Source organism: Escherichia sp. B1147, assembly GCF_001660175.1.
GTDB lineage: Bacteria > Pseudomonadota > Gammaproteobacteria > Enterobacterales > Enterobacteriaceae > Escherichia > Escherichia whittamii.
The window spans coordinates 1-16,996 of record NZ_LFHY01000002.1; the positions used below are offsets into that span (position 1 = coordinate 1).

Here is a 16,996-nt window from a genome sequence, read left to right on the forward strand (position 1 = left end):
ATCCGTATCTTCGAGTGCCCACACAGATTGTCTGATAAATTGTTAAAGAGCAGTTGCGACGCGCTTTAGCGCTCTGTCGCGAGGTGGCGCATATTACGCTTTCCTCTTTCAGAGTCAACCCTGAATTTCAGGATTTTTCTCTTCAACCGAACCGGCTAGTTGGTATGAAGTGATTCACATCTGCCGTGTCGATGGAGGCGCATTATAGGGAGTCGATTCAGGAAGACAAGCGGAAAAATGCATTTTTGTTTCAACCGCTCACCTTTTAATCATTACGCCGGTTTTTGCTGCTTTTTTATCGCTTGCGGCAGGTCTGCCAGGCTATTTAGTACCCAATCCGCTGCGTTTTCTGCTTCAGGCGTAATAGATTTACCCGTACGTACCAATACTTTTGTTCCCACGTTCGCCGCAGCAGCTGCCTGCATATCTTCTAATTTATCGCCCACCATATAAGAAGCAGCCATATCAATATGCAAATAATCGCGTGCTGACAAAAGCATCCCCGGATGTGGTTTACGGCAATCGCAAACCTGCCGAAACTCTTCAACACTGCCCTGCGGATGATGCGGACAATAATAGATGCCATCCAGATCGACATCGCGGTCCGCCAGCGACCAGTCCATCCACTCGGTCAGCGTTTCAAACTGTGCTTCAGTAAATTTACCGCGTGCAATGCCAGACTGGTTGGTCACCACCACCAGCGCAAAGCCCATTTTTTTTAGCTCTCGCATGGCGTCAATGACGCCGTCGATAAATTCAAAGTTATCGATCTCATGAACATAGCCGTGATCGACATTAATAGTGCCGTCACGATCAAGAAAAATTGCGGGTACGCTCTTCGCCACCTTTTATAGCTCCTTAATAAGGCATGTGACGTTAGTATCGCATGTTTCGACCTGCAAGAAAGTGCTCTTCGCATAAACCTGATTGATTTAGACGTCTGGATGCCTTAACATCCATTTCATTGACGGCTTTGACCGTATCAGGCAGTCGAAATGCCACGACTAACTTAATGACGATAATAAATAATCAATGATAAAACTTTCCAATATCACCAAAGTGTTCCACCAGGGCACCCGCACCATCCAGGCGTTGAACAACGTCAGCCTGCATGTGCCAGCTGGACAAATTTATGGCGTTATCGGTGCCTCAGGCGCGGGTAAGAGTACGCTTATACGTTGTGTAAACCTGCTGGAGCGCCCAACCGAGGGTAGCGTGCTGGTCGATGGCCAGGAACTGACCACGCTGTCAGAATCTGAGCTGACCAAAGCACGCCGCCAGATTGGCATGATTTTCCAGCATTTTAACTTACTCTCTTCGCGTACTGTTTTTGGCAACGTGGCGCTGCCGCTGGAACTGGACAACACACCGAAAGATGAGATCAAACGTCGCGTAACAGAATTGTTGTCATTGGTTGGCCTTGGCGATAAGCATGATAGCTATCCGTCGAACCTTTCCGGTGGACAGAAACAGCGTGTGGCGATTGCCCGTGCCTTAGCCAGCAATCCTAAAGTGTTGCTGTGCGATGAAGCCACCAGTGCACTGGACCCGGCAACTACGCGTTCTATTCTCGAACTGTTGAAAGATATTAACCGCCGTCTGGGTTTGACTATTCTGTTGATCACCCACGAGATGGACGTTGTGAAGCGTATTTGTGATTGCGTGGCGGTCATCAGTAATGGTGAACTGATCGAGCAGGACAAGGTAAGTGAAGTGTTCTCGCATCCGAAAACGCCGCTGGCGCAGAAATTTATTCAGTCGACTCTGCATCTGGATATCCCGGAAGATTATCAGGAACGTCTGCAAGAGGAGCCATTCGCAGACTGCGTGCCGATGCTGCGCCTGGAGTTTACCGGCCAGTCGGTCGATGCTCCGCTGCTTTCTGAAACCGCGCGTCGTTTCAACGTCAACAACAACATTATTAGCGCGCAGATGGATTACGCCGGTGGCGTTAAGTTCGGCATCATGCTGACCGAAATGCACGGTACACAACAAGATACGCAAGCCGCCATTACCTGGCTGCAAGAACACCATGTAAAAGTAGAGGTACTGGGTTATGTCTGAGCCGATGATGTGGCTGCTGGTTCGTGGCGTATGGGAAACGCTGGCAATGACCTTCGTATCCGGTTTTTTTGGGTTTGTGATTGGTCTGCCGGTTGGCGTCCTGCTTTATGTCACGCGTCCGGGGCAAATTATTGCTAACGCAAAGCTGTATCGTACCGTTTCTGCGATTGTGAACATTTTCCGTTCCATCCCGTTCATTATCTTGCTGGTATGGATGATTCCGTTTACTCGCGTTATTGTCGGTACATCAATTGGCTTGCAGGCAGCGATTGTTCCACTGACCGTTGGTGCAGCACCGTTTATTGCCCGTATGGTCGAGAACGCTCTGCTGGAGATCCCAACCGGGTTAATTGAAGCCTCCCGTGCAATGGGTGCCACGCCGATGCAAATCGTTCGTAAAGTGCTGTTGCCAGAAGCGCTGCCGGGTCTGGTGAATGCGGCAACAATCACCCTGATTACCCTGGTCGGTTATTCCGCGATGGGCGGCGCAGTCGGTGCCGGTGGGTTGGGTCAGATTGGCTATCAGTATGGCTACATCGGCTATAACGCGACGGTGATGAATACGGTACTGGTATTGCTGGTCATTCTGGTTTATTTAATTCAGTTCGCAGGCGACCGCATCGTCCGGGCTGTCACTCGCAAGTAACGTTCAACACAACATAAATAATTGAAGAAGGAATAAGCTATGGCGTTCAAATTCAAAACATTTGCGGCAGTGGGAGCCCTGATTGGATCACTGGCACTGGTAGGCTGCGGTCAGGATGAAAAAGATCCAAACCACATTAAAGTCGGCGTGATTGTTGGTGCCGAACAGCAGGTTGCAGAAGTCGCGCAGAAAGTTGCGAAAGACAAATATGGTCTGGACGTTGAGCTGGTTACCTTCAACGACTACGTTCTGCCGAACGAAGCATTAAGCAAAGGCGATATCGACGCCAACGCCTTCCAGCACAAACCGTATCTTGATCAGCAACTGAAAGATCGTGGCTACAAGCTGGTAGCGATAGGCAATACTTTTGTTTATCCGATTGCTGGTTACTCCAAGAAGATCAAATCTCTGGATGAACTGCAGGATGGTTCGCAGGTTGCCGTTCCAAACGATCCAACTAACCTTGGCCGTTCGCTGCTGCTGCTGCAAAAAGTGGGCTTGATCAAACTGAAAGATGGTGTTGGTCTGTTACCAACCGTACTTGATGTTGTTGAAAACCCGAAGAATCTGAAAATTGTTGAGCTGGAAGCACCGCAGCTGCCGCGTTCTCTGGACGACGCGCAAATCGCTCTGGCAGTTATCAACACCACCTATGCCAGCCAGATTGGCCTGACTCCGGCGAAAGATGGCATCTTTGTAGAAGATAAAGATTCCCCGTACGTTAACCTGATCGTAACTCGTGAAGACAACAAAGACGCAGAGAACGTGAAGAAATTCGTCCAGGCTTATCAGTCTGATGAAGTCTACGAAGCGGCAAACAAAGTGTTTAACGGTGGCGCTGTTAAAGGCTGGTAATATTTAGGCTGTTTCCACAATTTGTAATATCATTCAGGACGGGCGCTTGCCCGTCTTGTCATTTTTACAAGCGCCTGATTCAATATTGACGTTTTGATCATACATTGAGGAAATACTATGCGTGCTTTACCGATCTGTTTAGTAGCACTCATGCTAAGCGGCTGTTCCATGTTAAGCAGATCCCCTGTCGAACCCGTTCAAAGCACTGCACCCCAGCCGAAAGCGGAGCCTGCAAAACCGAAAGCGCCGCGCGCCACGCCGGTCCGTATTTATACCAATGCAGAAGAATTAGTTGGCAAACCATTCCGCGATCTCGGTGAAGTCAGTGGCGACTCTTGCCAGGCCTCTAATCAGGACTCTCCGCCAAGTATCCCAACCGCACGTAAGCGGATGCAGATCAATGCCTCTAAAATGAAAGCCAATGCGGTATTACTGCATAGCTGCGAAGTCACCAGCGGTACGCCGGGCTGCTACCGTCAGGCTGTATGCATCGGTTCTGCGCTTAACATTACGGCGAAATGAGCAGTTTCCAGTTCGAGCAAATAGGCGTTATTCGCTCGCCCTATAAAGAAAAATTCGCCGTTCCACGCCAGCCTGGTCTGGTAAAAAGTGCTAACGGCGAACTGCATCTCATTGCTCCGTACAACCAGGCCGACGCCGTTCGCGGCCTGGAAGCATTTAGCCATTTATGGATACTTTTCGTCTTTCATCAAACGATGGAAGGCGGCTGGCGCCCAACTGTGCGTCCACCTCGTCTTGGCGGTAATGCCAGAATGGGCGTTTTCGCCACACGCTCTACTTTCCGCCCTAACCCGATTGGTATGTCGCTGGTAGAGCTGAAAGAGGTTGTTTGCCATAAAGATAACGTGATTCTGAAACTTGGCAGTCTGGATCTGGTAGATGGTACGCCGGTGGTGGATATCAAACCGTATCTCCCCTTTGCCGAATCGCTCCCCGATGCCAGCGCCAGCTATGCGCAAAGTGCGCCAGCTGCAGAGATGGCGGTGAGCTTTACCGCAGACGTCGAAAAGCAACTTTTGGCGCTGGAGAAGCGTTATCCGCAGTTAACGCTGTTTATCCGCGAAGTACTGGCGCAGGACCCGCGTCCGGCCTATCGTAAAGGTGAGGAAACGGGCAAAACCTACGCCGTCTGGCTGCATGATTTTAACGTTCGCTGGCGAGTCACAGACGCTGGTTTTGAAGTCTTTGCGCTGGAACCGCGTTAAATTCACGCCCTTCTCTTTTGACATTTCTTTTGCACTGGTAAACTAAATCACTTTTTTTGTCCCAGGCTCGCCTTGAGCCTGTTCTACCTTCCAACTGGAACCGTAACAACATGCGTACTAGCCAATACCTGCTCTCCACTCTCAAGGAGACACCTGCCGACGCCGAGGTAATCAGCCATCAGCTGATGCTGCGCGCCGGGATGATCCGCAAGCTGGCCTCCGGGTTATACACCTGGCTGCCGACCGGCGTGCGCGTCCTGAAAAAAGTCGAAAACATCGTGCGTGAAGAGATGAACAACGCCGGTGCTATCGAGGTGTCGATGCCGGTGGTTCAGCCAGCCGATTTGTGGCAAGAGAGTGGTCGTTGGGAACAGTACGGTCCGGAACTGCTGCGTTTTGTTGACCGTGGCGAGCGTCCGTTCGTACTCGGCCCAACTCATGAAGAAGTGATTACCGACCTGATCCGTAACGAGCTGAGTTCTTACAAACAGCTACCGCTGAACTTCTATCAGATCCAGACCAAGTTCCGTGATGAAGTTCGTCCGCGTTTCGGCGTGATGCGTTCCCGCGAATTCCTGATGAAAGATGCTTACTCTTTCCACACTTCTCAGGAATCGCTGCAGGAAACCTACGATGCAATGTATGCGGCCTACAGCAAAATCTTCAGCCGTATGGGACTGGATTTCCGCGCCGTACAGGCCGACACCGGTTCTATCGGCGGCAGCGCCTCTCACGAATTCCAGGTGCTGGCACAGAGCGGTGAGGACGATGTGGTCTTCTCCGACACCTCAGACTACGCAGCAAACATTGAACTGGCAGAAGCTATCGCACCGAAAGAACCGCGCGCTGCTGCCACTCAGGAAATGACGCTGGTCGATACGCCGAACGCGAAAACTATCGCTGAACTGGTTGAACAGTTCAATCTGCCGATTGAGAAAACGGTTAAGACTCTGCTGGTTAAAGCCGTTGAAGGCAGCAGCTTCCCGCTGGTTGCGCTGCTGGTACGTGGCGACCACGAGCTGAACGAAGTTAAAGCAGAAAAACTGCCGCAGGTTGCCAGCCCGCTGACTTTCGCAACCGAAGAAGAAATTCGTGCCGTCGTTAAAGCAGGCCCTGGTTCACTGGGTCCGGTAAACATGCCGATTCCGGTGGTGATTGACCGTACCGTTGCGGCGATGAGTGATTTTGCTGCTGGCGCTAACATCGACGGTAAACACTACTTCGGTATCAACTGGGATCGCGATGTTGCTACCCCGGAAGTTGCTGATATTCGTAACGTGGTCGCGGGCGATCCAAGCCCGGATGGTCAGGGTACGTTGCTTATCAAACGTGGTATCGAAGTCGGTCACATCTTCCAGTTGGGTACTAAATACTCCGAAGCACTGAAAGCCTCTGTTCAGGGTGAAGATGGCCGTAACCAAATCCTGACTATGGGTTGCTACGGTATCGGGGTAACGCGCGTAGTGGCTGCAGCGATTGAGCAGAACTACGACGAACGCGGCATTGTATGGCCTGACGCTATCGCACCGTTCCAGGTAGCGATTCTGCCAATGAATATGCACAAATCCTTCCGCGTACAGGAGCTGGCCGAGAAACTGTACAGCGAACTGCGTGCGCAGGGTATCGAAGTGCTGCTGGATGACCGTAAAGAGCGTCCGGGCGTGATGTTTGCTGATATGGAACTGATCGGTATTCCGCACACTATCGTGTTGGGCGACCGTAACCTCGACAACGACGATATCGAATACAAATACCGTCGTAACGGAGAGAAGCAGTTAATCAAGGTGGGTGACATCGTCGATTATCTGGTGAAACAGATTAAAGGCTGATGCCAAAAAGGGTCCTGATTTCAGGGCCCTTTTTTACATGGATTGTATAAAATGAATAAACCAAAGGCTCACTGCCGTCTGCTTCTCCCCTGCGTTCTTTTGCTTTCGGCCTGTACCGTTGATATCAGCCAGCCGGATTCATCAGCCACAGTGGTAGATGCCGAGGCGAAAACATGGGCTGTCAAATTCCAGCATCAAAGCTCTTTTACCGAACAAGCAATAATTGAAATAACCGAGCCTGACCTCAAACCAGGCGATTTGCTGTTCTCCTCAAGCCTTGGGGTAACCTCATTTGGTATCCGCGTCTTCAGCACTTCCTCTGTGAGCCACGTTGCAATCTATTTGGGTGATAATAACGTTGCAGAAGCGACAGGAGATGGCGTCCAGATTGTTTCCCTTAAAAAAGCGATGAAGCATAGTGATAAGCTTTTCGCCTTACGAGTCCCGGACCTTACCCCTCAACAAGCCACAGATATCACCGCGTTCGCCAACAAAATCAAAGATAGCGGGTACAACTATCGCGGCATTGTCGAATTCATTCCATTTATGGTGACCCGCCAGATGTGCTCATTGAATCCGTTCTCCGCAGATTTTCGCCAACAGTGCGTCAGCGGCCTGGCGAAAGCGCAGTTAAGTAATGTTGGCGAAGGGGACAAAAAATCGTGGTTTTGTTCGGAATTTGTCACTGATGCATTTGCCAAAGCCGGGCATCCGCTTACGCTGGCGCAGTCAGGTTGGATTAGCCCTGCCGATCTGATGCATATGCGTACTGGTGATGTCTCTGCATTTAAGCCGGAAACACAGTTGCAGTATATTGGGCACCTGAAGCCAGGGATTTATATTAAAGCGAGCCGCTTAGTTGGGCTGACCCGGTGATAAAAGCCAGTCTCGAGCACAAAATGACAGATGCGGCGCGAACGCCTTATCCGACCTACAAAATCGTGCAAATTCAAAATGTTGCACTATATTCTGTAGGCCTGATAAGCGTAGCGCATCAGGAAATTTTTCGTTTATTTCTGTCTCATGACGGGTTACTGCCCCAGGCTACTGCAGTCCTGGTTCGGATAAAATTTACCCGCCGTATCGGGGACTAATACTTTGGTCGGCGCATCGGTATCCGGGTTAGCCTCCAGCGTAAAGTGACCTTCTACTGACAATAACATGGGTTTTTCACTGCTGCCGCGAGCAGCCAGATAACCACGTTCCAGCTCTGCGTTATTTGCTACCACGAACCGTTTTCCTGTCGCGCAATCAGTAAAAGTCGCCGCATCAGCCATATAGAAATACATGCCACGCAGGGTCATCGGCGTCATTGGCATACTCGATTTTGCCGCTTCCAGCGTGTAATTGAACTGCGATTCAATCGGACTGCCTTCGCGATCGAGCATCTCCAGCGCATCCCCTTTCGCCCGATAATATGACTTTTCGCCTTTACTGTCGGTTAATACCAGCTTGTCGGCGGTTCGCGCCCATGTACCGTAGGATGCAAAGGATGAAGGTTCTTCACGAGCACCAAGATAGCGTTCGTTCATCACCCAGGTTCCGTCTTTTTCAAGAAACAGAGACGTTTCGATCCCTTCGCAATCGGCACACGGCAGTACGCCGCGCCAGCTTTGCGGCATCGGCTTCAGTTCAGCGGCCTGCGCCGGAGAAAGCGTATCGACTTCGGCCCGATTGTTACATCCCATCAGAGTAAAGAGGCTGATTACAGCCATCGCTGTCACTATCGCTTTTCTCACCATCCATTCCTTCTTTTTACTCCCGACCGCTGCGCACTTTTCCGCGCATCGCCTTCACGGTTGATTTTTGTGCCTTCGATGCCAGCCTGCGCTCTTTTGATGCGCGGGTGGGCCGCGTGGGTCGTCGGGCTTTTTGTTCTGTTGTTAATTCTTTAATCACTGCCACCAACCGGGCCAGCGCCGCTTCGCGGTTGAGCTCCTGGCTGCGGTATTCCTGCGCCTTAATGACAATCACTCCATCGCTGCTAATTAAATGATGGCTGGCGGCGAGCAGGCGCTCTTTGTAATAATCTGGCAGGCTGGACGCCCGAATGTCAAAACGCAGATGGATGGCCGTTGAGGTCTTATTGACATGCTGCCCGCCCGCGCCCTGCGCACGAATGGCGGTGATCTCAAGCTCGCCATCGGGGATAGCAACATGTCGGGAAATCACAATCATGAAGGTTGTTGCCAGCCGGTTAAGTTCACTTCCAGATTATTCTTATCATCCGATAACCAGATAACGCCATCCTGAATCGTTGCCTGCAGCGTCATGGTACGATCGGCAAAGGCGCTCACTTTTGCCAGTTGCTCGTCGTCCAGATACCAGACGGAAAGATTGGCAAACTGCGCACATTTACTCTGATTTTGCTGCCACCAGATTTGCGCCGCCCGACTATTATAGGTAAACAGAGCCACTTCTGCGGCCTGAGTGCAGGCTTTCTTAATCCGTCGCTCATCCGGCAGCCCCAGTTCAATCCACAAATCAATGCCCAGGTGATCGTTACGCAGCCACGCTTCCGGCTCATCATCGGCACACAAACCACGGGTAAATTGCAGACGTTCATCGGCATATTTCATCCACGCCAGCAAGCGCAGCATCATACGCTCCTGAGTTTCTGAAGGATGGCGAGCCAGCGTCAGAGATGCATCGAGAAACTGGTTACGGTCGAGATCGGCCACATTAACCGTCGCTTTATAAATTGTCGCTTTAAGCGCCATAAGAAAACTCCTTTCGAATCAGGAGGCCATTGTAACGGAATACGTGCAGTTGCGACGCTGATATTGCAGAAATGAGTGTGGTATAGTCACCTTGCGAAACAGGGTTTATCTTCGTAGGCTTAGACTTGCATCCACGGTTAAGTCAGAGTACTGACAGGAGGGCATGTGGAAAAATATTGTGAGTTAATACGCAAGCGGTACGCGGAAATCGCCAGCGGAGACTTAGGATACGTTCCGGACGCGCTGGGCTGCGTTTTGAAAGTGCTGAATGAAATGGCTGCCGACGACGCCCTTTCAGAAGCTGTCAGGGAAAAAGCGGCATACGCTGCTGCAAACTTACTGGTGAGCGATTATGTCAATGAATGAGACGTATCAACCAATCAATTGTGATGATTACGATAATCTTGAGCTCGCCTGCCAGCATCATTTATTGCTGACTCTTGAGCTGAAAGATGGCGAAAAATTGCAGGCGAAAGCCAGTGATTTAGTCTCTCGAAAAAATGTGGAATATCTGGTCGTCGAGGCCGCTGGCGAAACCCGCGAGCTACGTCTGGATAAAATTACCAGCTTTAGCCACCCGGAAATTGGTACGGTGGTGGTGAGCGAGTCCTGATTTACTTTTGCCGGATGCGACGTTTGATGCGTCTTATCCGGCTTTCACTTAACTAAACGTTTCTCTGCCAGACAAAACTTACACCGTTCTCATCTTCAGCCACACCTTCTTGCGTCACAAAAACCCCTGCCGCCGCAATTAGCGTTTCGCCATAAAACAGCAACGGCGTGGTGTCGCGCAACCACGGCGGCACGCCCAGTTCCTGCCAGATTTTCTTTAACTTACGCCCACCATTGCGCCCGACAATATGCAGCAATCCCGACGCTTTAAAACGCACGCTGACCGCTTCGTCTGCACGTGGCGGGCGAATTTCCCCGCCCGCAGTAAGCTGCACGCTACCCAGCCCCGCAGGTAATTCCAATGGCTGTTGCCACGCCTGCCACGGCACGATGGTTTCGCTTTGCCCTGTGACAGATTTAATCCACCACAGTTGCGACTGATAGCGGCGGATTTCAAACGCGCCAAATCGCAAGCAAGGAGAAGCGTCTTCCCGCGCCAGCGCCACTTCCTGCCAGATCCGCACCAGCGCGTCGCGGGAAGGCATTGGTGCATTCAGCCCTGCCAGCCAGCGGCGGATAATAGCCGCACGACGGGAGTCACTCATTGCCACCATTGGCGCAATCTTTAACGTTCCCTGTTGCGTTTGACAGTGCGTTAAATCATCCGCCAGCAGTTCATCCAGCAGGCACTCTTGTTCGGCGCAAAGTGCGGCGCTACGGGCCGTCGCTTCGGCAAAATGTGGCCAACGCTGCTGCAATAGCGGCACTACGCGCAGGCGCAGGAAGTTGCGATCATAGCTATCATCCTGGTTACTTTCGTCTTCAATCCAGCGTAAATCATGCTCACGCGCCCATTGCACCAGTTCTACCCGCGTGCGGGCGAGCAACGGGCGGATAAGCCGCGTTCCGGAAAATTTCGAGTCTTCCCCCATAGCCGAAAGCCCGGCAGGGCCGCTACCGCGCTTTAGCGCCAGCAGAAAAGTTTCACATTGATCGTTGAGATGTTGCGCAGTGACCAGTACTTCACCGGGCAACAAGGTGCGGGCAAATGCCTGATAACGCGCCTGCCGCGCCTGGGCCTCAATGCCTAACCCCTCTTGCGCAAGCTGCACACGCTCAACCACCAGCGGCACCTGCCACTGCTGACAGATATTTTCACAATGTTTCACCCAGGCATCAGCATTGGCACTTAAACCGTGATGCACATGGATAGCGCGCAAAGTGGCGTCCGGATTTTCAGCCCGCCACTGCACCAGTTGATGCAGCAAAACGGTGGAGTCAAGCCCGCCGCTAAAGGCCACCAGAATCTGGCGTGAGGTGAGAAGTTGAGTATTCAGTGTGAGTGTCATGATAGCGCGATTTTACAGTAGAGATGCCCGGCACGTTACCGGGCAAATGCGGTAATGGTAAGCCTTACTGCTCATACAGTTCCAGCGGCAGCCCATCCGGATCGTTAAAGAACGTGAAGCGTTTTTGCGTGTATGGATCGACACGTATGGCTTCACATTTCACGTTGTTGCTTTTCAGGTGCGCCACTGCCGTATCGATATCATCAACGCTAAAAGCCAGATGGCGCAGGCCACAAGCTTCCGGTCGGCTGGGTCGTTCCGGCGGGAACGGAAATGAGAAAAGCTCAATCACGTACTGCCCGTTAAGTGCCAAATCCCCTTTCCACGAATCTCGCTCTTCGCGATAGACTTCGCTTTGCAGCGTGAAGCCGAGGATGTCGCAGTAAAACGCTTTGCTCACCGCATAATCCGTCGCAATAATCGCAATATGGTGAACCTGTTTTAAACCCAACATAGAATCTCCTGCATTGATATGATCCGCACGTGCATCGCTATATATTGATAATACGCACAAATTACAGGAAAGATGAATCAGACATTTATACTCGTCATACTTCAAGCTGCATGTGCTGCGTCTGCGGGTTACTCGGCCTGAGGCCTCGCCCTTTCAGGGCCAACGCAAGCGTTGTTCAAAACGCCCCTGCCGTTTTGTCCTGCAACTCGAATTATTTAGAGTATACTCTGATTTTAAAACAACATCTCAAACGCCTGTAATAGTGGTTGAGATGCGGTTTGGTGAGGCGCTTTGTGGGGGATTACTCTACGCTATTCTTGCTAACACTCTCGGCAATGCGGCGCAAATATTCGTTATTCTTAAACGCTATCATAATTAATTCGAAAGTCATACGACAGCTTATAAGACCAATGACGGTATAAGCTAACCCTAAGATAATGTTTCCGCTAAATATGGAGAAGACACCGCCTATCAGTGTCAGCACCATAGCCAGCCAGTAAAAAAACACCAGCACATGCGGCATAAGAAGACGATCAAATCCTAAAAGTGCTTTCATATTTTATCCTTAAAAATTCTATGAGCCTGATAAATTTATATTATTTTTAACCACTGTGTATATTGGTATATGCCTCCGAAATCGGAGTTATCAACATGAGTTCAAGAATTTTTGGGCTGGGGAAAATGAAAGTAAGATTATCTAAATGTATTTATAATATGACTAAATAAACTACATATAAAAAAAGGCCACCGAAGTGACCCTTTTCAGAACATTTGCTGATTACGCGTAACCGTAGCTCATCAGGCGCTGATAACGACGATTTTTTAAATCTTCAGGGCTTAACACGTCAAGATCGGCCAGATCCGCCAGCAGCTGTGCTTTCAGAGACGCAGCCATCGCTTCCGGATTACGGTGAGCGCCGCCCAGCGGTTCCGGGATAATGGAGTCAATCAGTTTCAGTTCTTTCAGACGCGGAGCGATGATACCCATCGCTTCAGCCGCCAGCGGCGCTTTATCGGCGCTCTTCCACAGAATGGACGCACAACCTTCCGGCGAGATAACGGAATAAGTGCTGTACTGCAGCATATTCACTTTATCGCCCACGCCAATCGCCAGTGCACCACCAGAACCACCTTCACCGATAACGGTACAAATAGTCGGTACGCTAAGGCGAGACATTTCACGCAGGTTGCGCGCGATGGCTTCAGACTGACCGCGTTCTTCTGCGCCCACGCCCGGATAAGCCCCAGGAGTATCGATAAAGGTGATGATAGGCATCTTAAAGCGTTCAGCCATTTGCATCAGACGCAGTGCTTTGCGGTAACCTTCTGGCGCTGGCATACCAAAGTTACGGCGAATTTTTTCTTTGGTTTCACGACCTTTTTGATGACCAATGATCATCACCGGACGACCATCGAGACGGGCGATACCACCGACGATAGCTTTATCGTCTGCATACGCGCGGTCGCCAGCCAGTTCGTCAAATTCATCAAATGCCAGGCGAACGTAATCCAGGGTATAAGGGCGCTGTGGATGGCGTGCCAGTTGCGCAATCTGCCATGCACCGAGATCGGCGAAGATTTTACGCGTCAGTTCTACGCTTTTTTCACGCAGACGATGCACTTCTTCATCGATGTTAATATCCAGTTTCTCATCCTGGCGGCTAACCGCAGTCAGAGAATCGATTTTCGCTTCCAGCTCTGCAATCGGCTGTTCAAAATCAAGGAAATTCAGACTCATAGTATTCCTGTATTAGTCAAACTCCAGTTCCACCTGCTCCGAACCAATGAGGCCACGGAGATCGTTTAGTAAACGATCGCTCGGAGAGACACGCCACGTCGCGCCAAAACGCAACCGCGCGCGTGCATCCGCCCTCTGATAGTAGAGATGTACTGGAATTGTCCCAGAGCGGTGGGGTTCCAGAGACTGACGGAGTCGGTTTAAAAGCTGGTCATCAATTTGCCTGTCCGTCAGCGAGATAGCAAGCCCGCGAGCATATTTTTCCCGAGCTTCGTCAATATCCATCACTTCGCGAGCGGTCATTTTAAGCCCACCGCTGAAGTCATCAAAGCTGACCTGTCCGCTGACGATAAGTATGCGGTCTTTTTCCAGCAATTGCTGGTATTTATCCAGGGCGTCAGTAAACAACATGACTTCCAGACGCCCGGAACGGTCATCCAGCGTGCAGATACCGATACGATTGCCGCGCTTGGTGACCATAACCCGCGCAGCAACAACGAGCCCCGCAGCCGTGGTGACTTTACCACGTTCTGTCGGGTGCATGTCTTTCAGCCTTACGCCTCCGACATAACGCTCAATCTCTTTTAAATACTGGTTGATAGGGTGTCCCGTCAGGTACAGACCTAACGTTTCGCGCTCCCCATCTAACACCACCTGCTCCGGCCACGGCTGGCAGCTGGCGTAGGATTGTTCAATTTGCTCAGGCTCTTCGGCCAGCACGCCGAACATATCGGCCTGACCGATGGCTTCTGCTTTCGCGTGTTGATCAGCCGCTTTTAACGCATCGCCCAGCGAGTTCATCAGCGCCGCGCGGTGTGGCCCAAGACGGTCAAACGCCCCGGACATGATCAGTTTTTCCAGCACTCGCCGGTTTAACTTTTTGGTGTCGGTACGGGCGCAGAGATCAAACAGTTCGCGGAAGTAGCCGCCTTTATTACGGGCTTCGATGATGGCCTCAATCGGACCTTCCCCTACCCCTTTGATAGCGCCAATACCATACACGATTTCGCCGTCATCGTTGACATGGAAATGATAAAGGCCGGAGTTTATATCTGGCGGCAGGATTTTCAGCCCCATCCGCCAGCACTCATCCACCAGGCCAACCACCTTCTCGGTATTATCCATATCGGCGGTCATTACGGCCGCCATAAACTCTGCCGGATAGTGTGCTTTCAGCCACAACGTTTGATATGACACCAAAGCATAGGCCGCGGAGTGCGATTTGTTAAATCCATAACCGGCGAACTTCTCCACCAGGTCGAAGATTTTCATCGCCAGTTCGGCGTTGATCCCGTTTTTTTCTGCACCTTCGGCAAACACCGAACGCTGCTTGGCCATCTCTTCCGGCTTTTTCTTACCCATCGCACGACGCAACATATCCGCACCGCCGAGGGTATAACCAGAAAGCACCTGGGCAATCTGCATGACCTGTTCCTGATACAGGATAATGCCGTAAGTCGGCTCCAGCACCGGTTTCAGGCTTTCATGCTGCCACTGCACGTCCGGGTAGGAGATCTCTTCACGGCCATGTTTGCGGTCGATAAAGTTATCCACCATCCCCGATTGCAGCGGCCCCGGGCGGAACAGCGCCACCAGGGCTATCATATCTTCGAAGCAGTCAGGTTGCAGACGCTTGATCAGGTCTTTCATGCCGCGCGATTCAAGCTGGAATACCGCCGTGGTTTCCGAGCGTTGCAGCATGTCGAAACTTTTCTTGTCATCCAGCGGGATCGCGGCGATATCCAGTGGCGGCTCGCCATTCTTTGCTCGCCGCTTGTTGATCATCTCCAGCGCCCAGTTGATGATGGTGAGCGTACGCAGGCCAAGGAAGTCGAACTTCACCAGCCCGGCGTATTCAACGTCGCTTTTATCAAACTGGGTGACCGGATGTTTGCCCTCTTCATCGCAATAAAGCGGCGCAAAATCGGTAATTTTAGTCGGCGCGATAACCACCCCACCGGCGTGTTTACCGGCGTTACGGGTGACCCCTTCCAGTTTGCGCGCCATGTCGATCAGCGCCTTAACTTCTTCGTCCGCTTCGTAGATCTCCGGCAGCTGCGGCTCTGCTTCAAACGCTTTCGCCAGCGTCATTCCCGGATCGGGCGGGATCAATTTCGAGATACGGTCGACAAAGCCGTACGGATGCCCCAGCACGCGGCCTACGTCGCGGATCACCGCTTTCGCTGCCATCGTACCGAAGGTGATGATCTGCGATACCGCATCGCGACCGTACATGTCCGCCACGTGTTCGATAACCTGGTCGCGTTTCTCCATGCAGAAGTCGACGTCGAAGTCAGGCATAGAGACACGTTCCGGGTTAAGGAAGCGTTCGAACAGCAGGTCAAACTCCAGCGGATCGAGGTCAGTGATTTTCAGCGCGTAGGCCACCAGTGACCCCGCACCGGAACCACGGCCTGGCCCTACCGGTACGCCGTTATCCTTCGACCACTGAATAAACTCCATAACGATAAGGAAGTAGCCGGGGAAGCCCATCTGGTTGATAACCTGAAGTTCAGTCTCCAGACGTTCATCATATTCCGGGCGGCGCTTGAGACGTTCTTCCTCGTCAGGGAATAAAAATGCCAGACGCTCTTCCAGCCCCTCTTTCGCCCGCTTGACCAGATAATCTTCGGTACTCATATCCCCGGTAGGGAACTGCGGCAGGAAGTATTCACCCAGACGCACAGTCACGTTACAACGTTTGGCGATCTCAACGGTGTTGGCAAGGGCTTCCGGGATGTCGGCAAACAGCTCGCACATCTCCTCTTCGCTACGCATATATTGCTGCGGCGAATAGTTACGCGGGCGTTTGGGATCGTCGAGAGTAAAGCCATCATGAATGGCGACGCGGATTTCATGCGCGTCAAAGTCGCTACTGTCGATAAAGCGCACGTCGTTGGTCGCCACGACGGGCAAACCGCGTGCTTCCGCCAGTTCCACCGCCGCGTGCAGATAGCTTTCTTCGTCCGGTCTACCGGTGCGGATCAGTTCGAGGAAATAGCGATCCGGGAAGTGCTCTTCATAAAACGCTACGCACTCGTCCACCAGTGCGCCGTTACCACGCAAAAGGCTGCGCCCAACGTCGCCCATGCGCCCGCCGGAAAGGAGGATCAGCCCTTCGTTTAATTCGATAAGCCAGTTGCGATCGATGATCGGCCCGGCAGCACCGTAACCGCGCTGATACGCTTTTGAGATCAGCAACGTCAGATTCTGATAGCCGGTATTGTTCGCCGCCAGTACCGTCAGGTGGGTTAATTCATCCCCCAGCAGTTCGCTCTGGACATTAAAATCCGCCCCGACGATGGGCTTAATCCCTGCGCCATGTCCCGCTCCGTAGAACTTCACCAGACCGCAAAGGTTGGTGAAATCGGTGATCGCCAGTGCAGGCATACCCAACGCCGCCGCCTTTTTTACCAGCGGCGCGGTTTTGGCCAGGCCATCGATCATCGAGTAGTCGCTGTGCACCCGCAGGTGTACGAAACGTGGTTCAGACATCTTCAGAT

General features: G+C 51.8%; 18 protein-coding genes. 9 read left to right on the top strand and 9 right to left on the bottom strand.

Annotation, left to right across the window (positions count from 1 at the left end):
• Positions 1 to 272 precede the first annotated feature (272 nt).
• Positions 273 to 845 carry a D-glycero-beta-D-manno-heptose 1,7-bisphosphate 7-phosphatase gene (gene gmhB / locus A9180_RS00245; protein WP_064524942.1) on the bottom strand — a complete coding sequence of 191 codons (573 nt, stop codon included), beginning with the start codon at positions 843 to 845 and terminating at the stop codon, positions 273 to 275.
• 187 nt (positions 846 to 1,032) lie between these two features.
• Here gmhB and metN point away from each other — a divergent pair, with 187 nt between their 5' ends.
• The 7 genes from metN (at position 1,033) to A9180_RS00280 (ending at position 7,496) form a co-directional block, all read left to right on the top strand.
• A complete protein-coding gene (metN, locus tag A9180_RS00250; protein ID WP_064524945.1) occupies positions 1,033 to 2,064 on the top strand; it encodes a methionine ABC transporter ATP-binding protein MetN in 1,032 nt (343 codons plus the stop codon).
• Positions 2,057 to 2,710, top strand: a complete 654-nt coding sequence (locus A9180_RS00255; RefSeq protein WP_001294600.1) for a methionine ABC transporter permease MetI — start codon at positions 2,057 to 2,059, stop codon at positions 2,708 to 2,710. Before metN ends, A9180_RS00255 begins: the two co-directional genes overlap by 8 nt.
• Before the next feature lie 39 nt (positions 2,711 to 2,749).
• Entirely contained in the window at positions 2,750 to 3,565 is an 816-nt protein-coding gene (gene metQ / locus A9180_RS00260) for a methionine ABC transporter substrate-binding lipoprotein MetQ (RefSeq protein WP_064524949.1), read from the top strand.
• A gap of 117 nt (positions 3,566 to 3,682) precedes the next feature.
• Complete coding sequence (gene rcsF / locus A9180_RS00265) at positions 3,683 to 4,087, top strand: Rcs stress response system protein RcsF (protein WP_001202329.1); 405 nt, start codon at positions 3,683 to 3,685, stop codon at positions 4,085 to 4,087.
• On the top strand, positions 4,084 to 4,791 hold the full coding sequence (gene tsaA / locus A9180_RS00270; protein WP_064524952.1) for a tRNA (N6-threonylcarbamoyladenosine(37)-N6)-methyltransferase TrmO: 708 nt from the start codon (positions 4,084 to 4,086) through the stop codon (positions 4,789 to 4,791). Before rcsF ends, tsaA begins: the two co-directional genes overlap by 4 nt.
• A gap of 110 nt (positions 4,792 to 4,901) precedes the next feature.
• On the top strand, positions 4,902 to 6,620 hold the full coding sequence (proS, locus tag A9180_RS00275; RefSeq protein WP_064524955.1) for a proline--tRNA ligase: 1,719 nt from the start codon (positions 4,902 to 4,904) through the stop codon (positions 6,618 to 6,620).
• Positions 6,621 to 6,671: 51 nt separating this feature from the next.
• Positions 6,672 to 7,496: a YaeF family permuted papain-like enzyme gene (locus A9180_RS00280; protein WP_064524958.1), complete on the top strand. Its 825-nt coding sequence runs from the start codon at positions 6,672 to 6,674 to the stop codon at positions 7,494 to 7,496.
• Between the two features lie 155 nt (positions 7,497 to 7,651).
• Here A9180_RS00280 and nlpE read toward each other — a convergent pair whose 3' ends face one another.
• Genes nlpE through A9180_RS00295 form a run of 3 tightly spaced genes read right to left on the bottom strand, consistent with a single transcriptional unit; the run spans position 7,652 to position 9,340 of the window.
• Positions 7,652 to 8,362 carry an envelope stress response activation lipoprotein NlpE gene (gene nlpE / locus A9180_RS00285; protein WP_064524961.1) on the bottom strand — a complete coding sequence of 237 codons (711 nt, stop codon included), beginning with the start codon at positions 8,360 to 8,362 and terminating at the stop codon, positions 7,652 to 7,654.
• Positions 8,363 to 8,375: 13 nt separating this feature from the next.
• Positions 8,376 to 8,798 (bottom strand): alternative ribosome rescue aminoacyl-tRNA hydrolase ArfB, encoded by a 423-nt coding sequence (gene arfB, locus A9180_RS00290; protein ID WP_064524963.1) that lies wholly within the window; start codon positions 8,796 to 8,798, stop codon positions 8,376 to 8,378.
• Positions 8,795 to 9,340: a YaeQ family protein gene (locus A9180_RS00295; protein WP_064524966.1), complete on the bottom strand. Its 546-nt coding sequence runs from the start codon at positions 9,338 to 9,340 to the stop codon at positions 8,795 to 8,797. The genes arfB and A9180_RS00295 overlap by 4 nt, the downstream gene beginning before the upstream one ends.
• Before the next feature lie 165 nt (positions 9,341 to 9,505).
• Here A9180_RS00295 and A9180_RS00300 point away from each other — a divergent pair, with 165 nt between their 5' ends.
• Both A9180_RS00300 and rof read left to right on the top strand, forming a co-directional pair.
• Entirely contained in the window at positions 9,506 to 9,706 is a 201-nt protein-coding gene (locus A9180_RS00300) for a YaeP family protein (RefSeq protein WP_000417058.1), read from the top strand.
• Complete coding sequence (gene rof / locus A9180_RS00305; protein ID WP_064524969.1) at positions 9,693 to 9,953, top strand: Rho-binding antiterminator; 261 nt, start codon at positions 9,693 to 9,695, stop codon at positions 9,951 to 9,953. The genes A9180_RS00300 and rof overlap by 14 nt, the downstream gene beginning before the upstream one ends.
• A gap of 52 nt (positions 9,954 to 10,005) precedes the next feature.
• Here rof and tilS read toward each other — a convergent pair whose 3' ends face one another.
• From tilS to dnaE, 5 genes are all read right to left on the bottom strand, one after another.
• Entirely contained in the window at positions 10,006 to 11,301 is a 1,296-nt protein-coding gene (tilS, locus tag A9180_RS00310) for a tRNA lysidine(34) synthetase TilS (protein ID WP_064524971.1), read from the bottom strand.
• Between the two features lie 64 nt (positions 11,302 to 11,365).
• Positions 11,366 to 11,755: a VOC family protein gene (locus tag A9180_RS00315; protein WP_064524975.1), complete on the bottom strand. Its 390-nt coding sequence runs from the start codon at positions 11,753 to 11,755 to the stop codon at positions 11,366 to 11,368.
• Between the two features lie 301 nt (positions 11,756 to 12,056).
• Positions 12,057 to 12,311 carry a DUF4282 domain-containing protein gene (locus tag A9180_RS00320; RefSeq protein WP_064524978.1) on the bottom strand — a complete coding sequence of 85 codons (255 nt, stop codon included), beginning with the start codon at positions 12,309 to 12,311 and terminating at the stop codon, positions 12,057 to 12,059.
• 222 nt (positions 12,312 to 12,533) lie between these two features.
• Positions 12,534 to 13,493, bottom strand: a complete 960-nt coding sequence (gene accA, locus A9180_RS00325) for an acetyl-CoA carboxylase carboxyl transferase subunit alpha (protein ID WP_064524979.1) — start codon at positions 13,491 to 13,493, stop codon at positions 12,534 to 12,536.
• A 12-nt stretch (positions 13,494 to 13,505) separates the two neighbouring features.
• On the bottom strand, positions 13,506 to 16,988 hold the full coding sequence (dnaE, locus tag A9180_RS00330; RefSeq protein WP_064524982.1) for a DNA polymerase III subunit alpha: 3,483 nt from the start codon (positions 16,986 to 16,988) through the stop codon (positions 13,506 to 13,508).
• Positions 16,989 to 16,996 lie beyond the last annotated feature (8 nt).

Bases quoted from the DNA above. Each gene is read 5' to 3' on its own strand.
- metN (WP_064524945.1), top strand. From the start codon at position 1,033: ATGATAAAACTTTCCAATATCACCAAAGTGTTCCACCAGGGCACCCGC.
- A9180_RS00255 (WP_001294600.1), top strand. From the start codon at position 2,057: ATGTCTGAGCCGATGATGTGGCTGCTGGTTCGTGGCGTATGGGAAACG.
- metQ (WP_064524949.1), top strand. From the start codon at position 2,750: ATGGCGTTCAAATTCAAAACATTTGCGGCAGTGGGAGCCCTGATTGGA.
- rcsF (WP_001202329.1), top strand. From the start codon at position 3,683: ATGCGTGCTTTACCGATCTGTTTAGTAGCACTCATGCTAAGCGGCTGT.
- tsaA (WP_064524952.1), top strand. From the start codon at position 4,084: ATGAGCAGTTTCCAGTTCGAGCAAATAGGCGTTATTCGCTCGCCCTAT.
- proS (WP_064524955.1), top strand. From the start codon at position 4,902: ATGCGTACTAGCCAATACCTGCTCTCCACTCTCAAGGAGACACCTGCC.
- A9180_RS00280 (WP_064524958.1), top strand. From the start codon at position 6,672: ATGAATAAACCAAAGGCTCACTGCCGTCTGCTTCTCCCCTGCGTTCTT.
- nlpE (WP_064524961.1), bottom strand. From the start codon at position 8,362: ATGGTGAGAAAAGCGATAGTGACAGCGATGGCTGTAATCAGCCTCTTT.
- arfB (WP_064524963.1), bottom strand. From the start codon at position 8,798: ATGATTGTGATTTCCCGACATGTTGCTATCCCCGATGGCGAGCTTGAG.
- A9180_RS00295 (WP_064524966.1), bottom strand. From the start codon at position 9,340: ATGGCGCTTAAAGCGACAATTTATAAAGCGACGGTTAATGTGGCCGAT.
- rof (WP_064524969.1), top strand. From the start codon at position 9,693: ATGTCAATGAATGAGACGTATCAACCAATCAATTGTGATGATTACGAT.
- tilS (WP_064524971.1), bottom strand. From the start codon at position 11,301: ATGACACTCACACTGAATACTCAACTTCTCACCTCACGCCAGATTCTG.
- A9180_RS00315 (WP_064524975.1), bottom strand. From the start codon at position 11,755: ATGTTGGGTTTAAAACAGGTTCACCATATTGCGATTATTGCGACGGAT.
- A9180_RS00320 (WP_064524978.1), bottom strand. From the start codon at position 12,311: ATGAAAGCACTTTTAGGATTTGATCGTCTTCTTATGCCGCATGTGCTG.
- accA (WP_064524979.1), bottom strand. From the start codon at position 13,493: ATGAGTCTGAATTTCCTTGATTTTGAACAGCCGATTGCAGAGCTGGAA.
- dnaE (WP_064524982.1), bottom strand. From the start codon at position 16,988: ATGTCTGAACCACGTTTCGTACACCTGCGGGTGCACAGCGACTACTCG.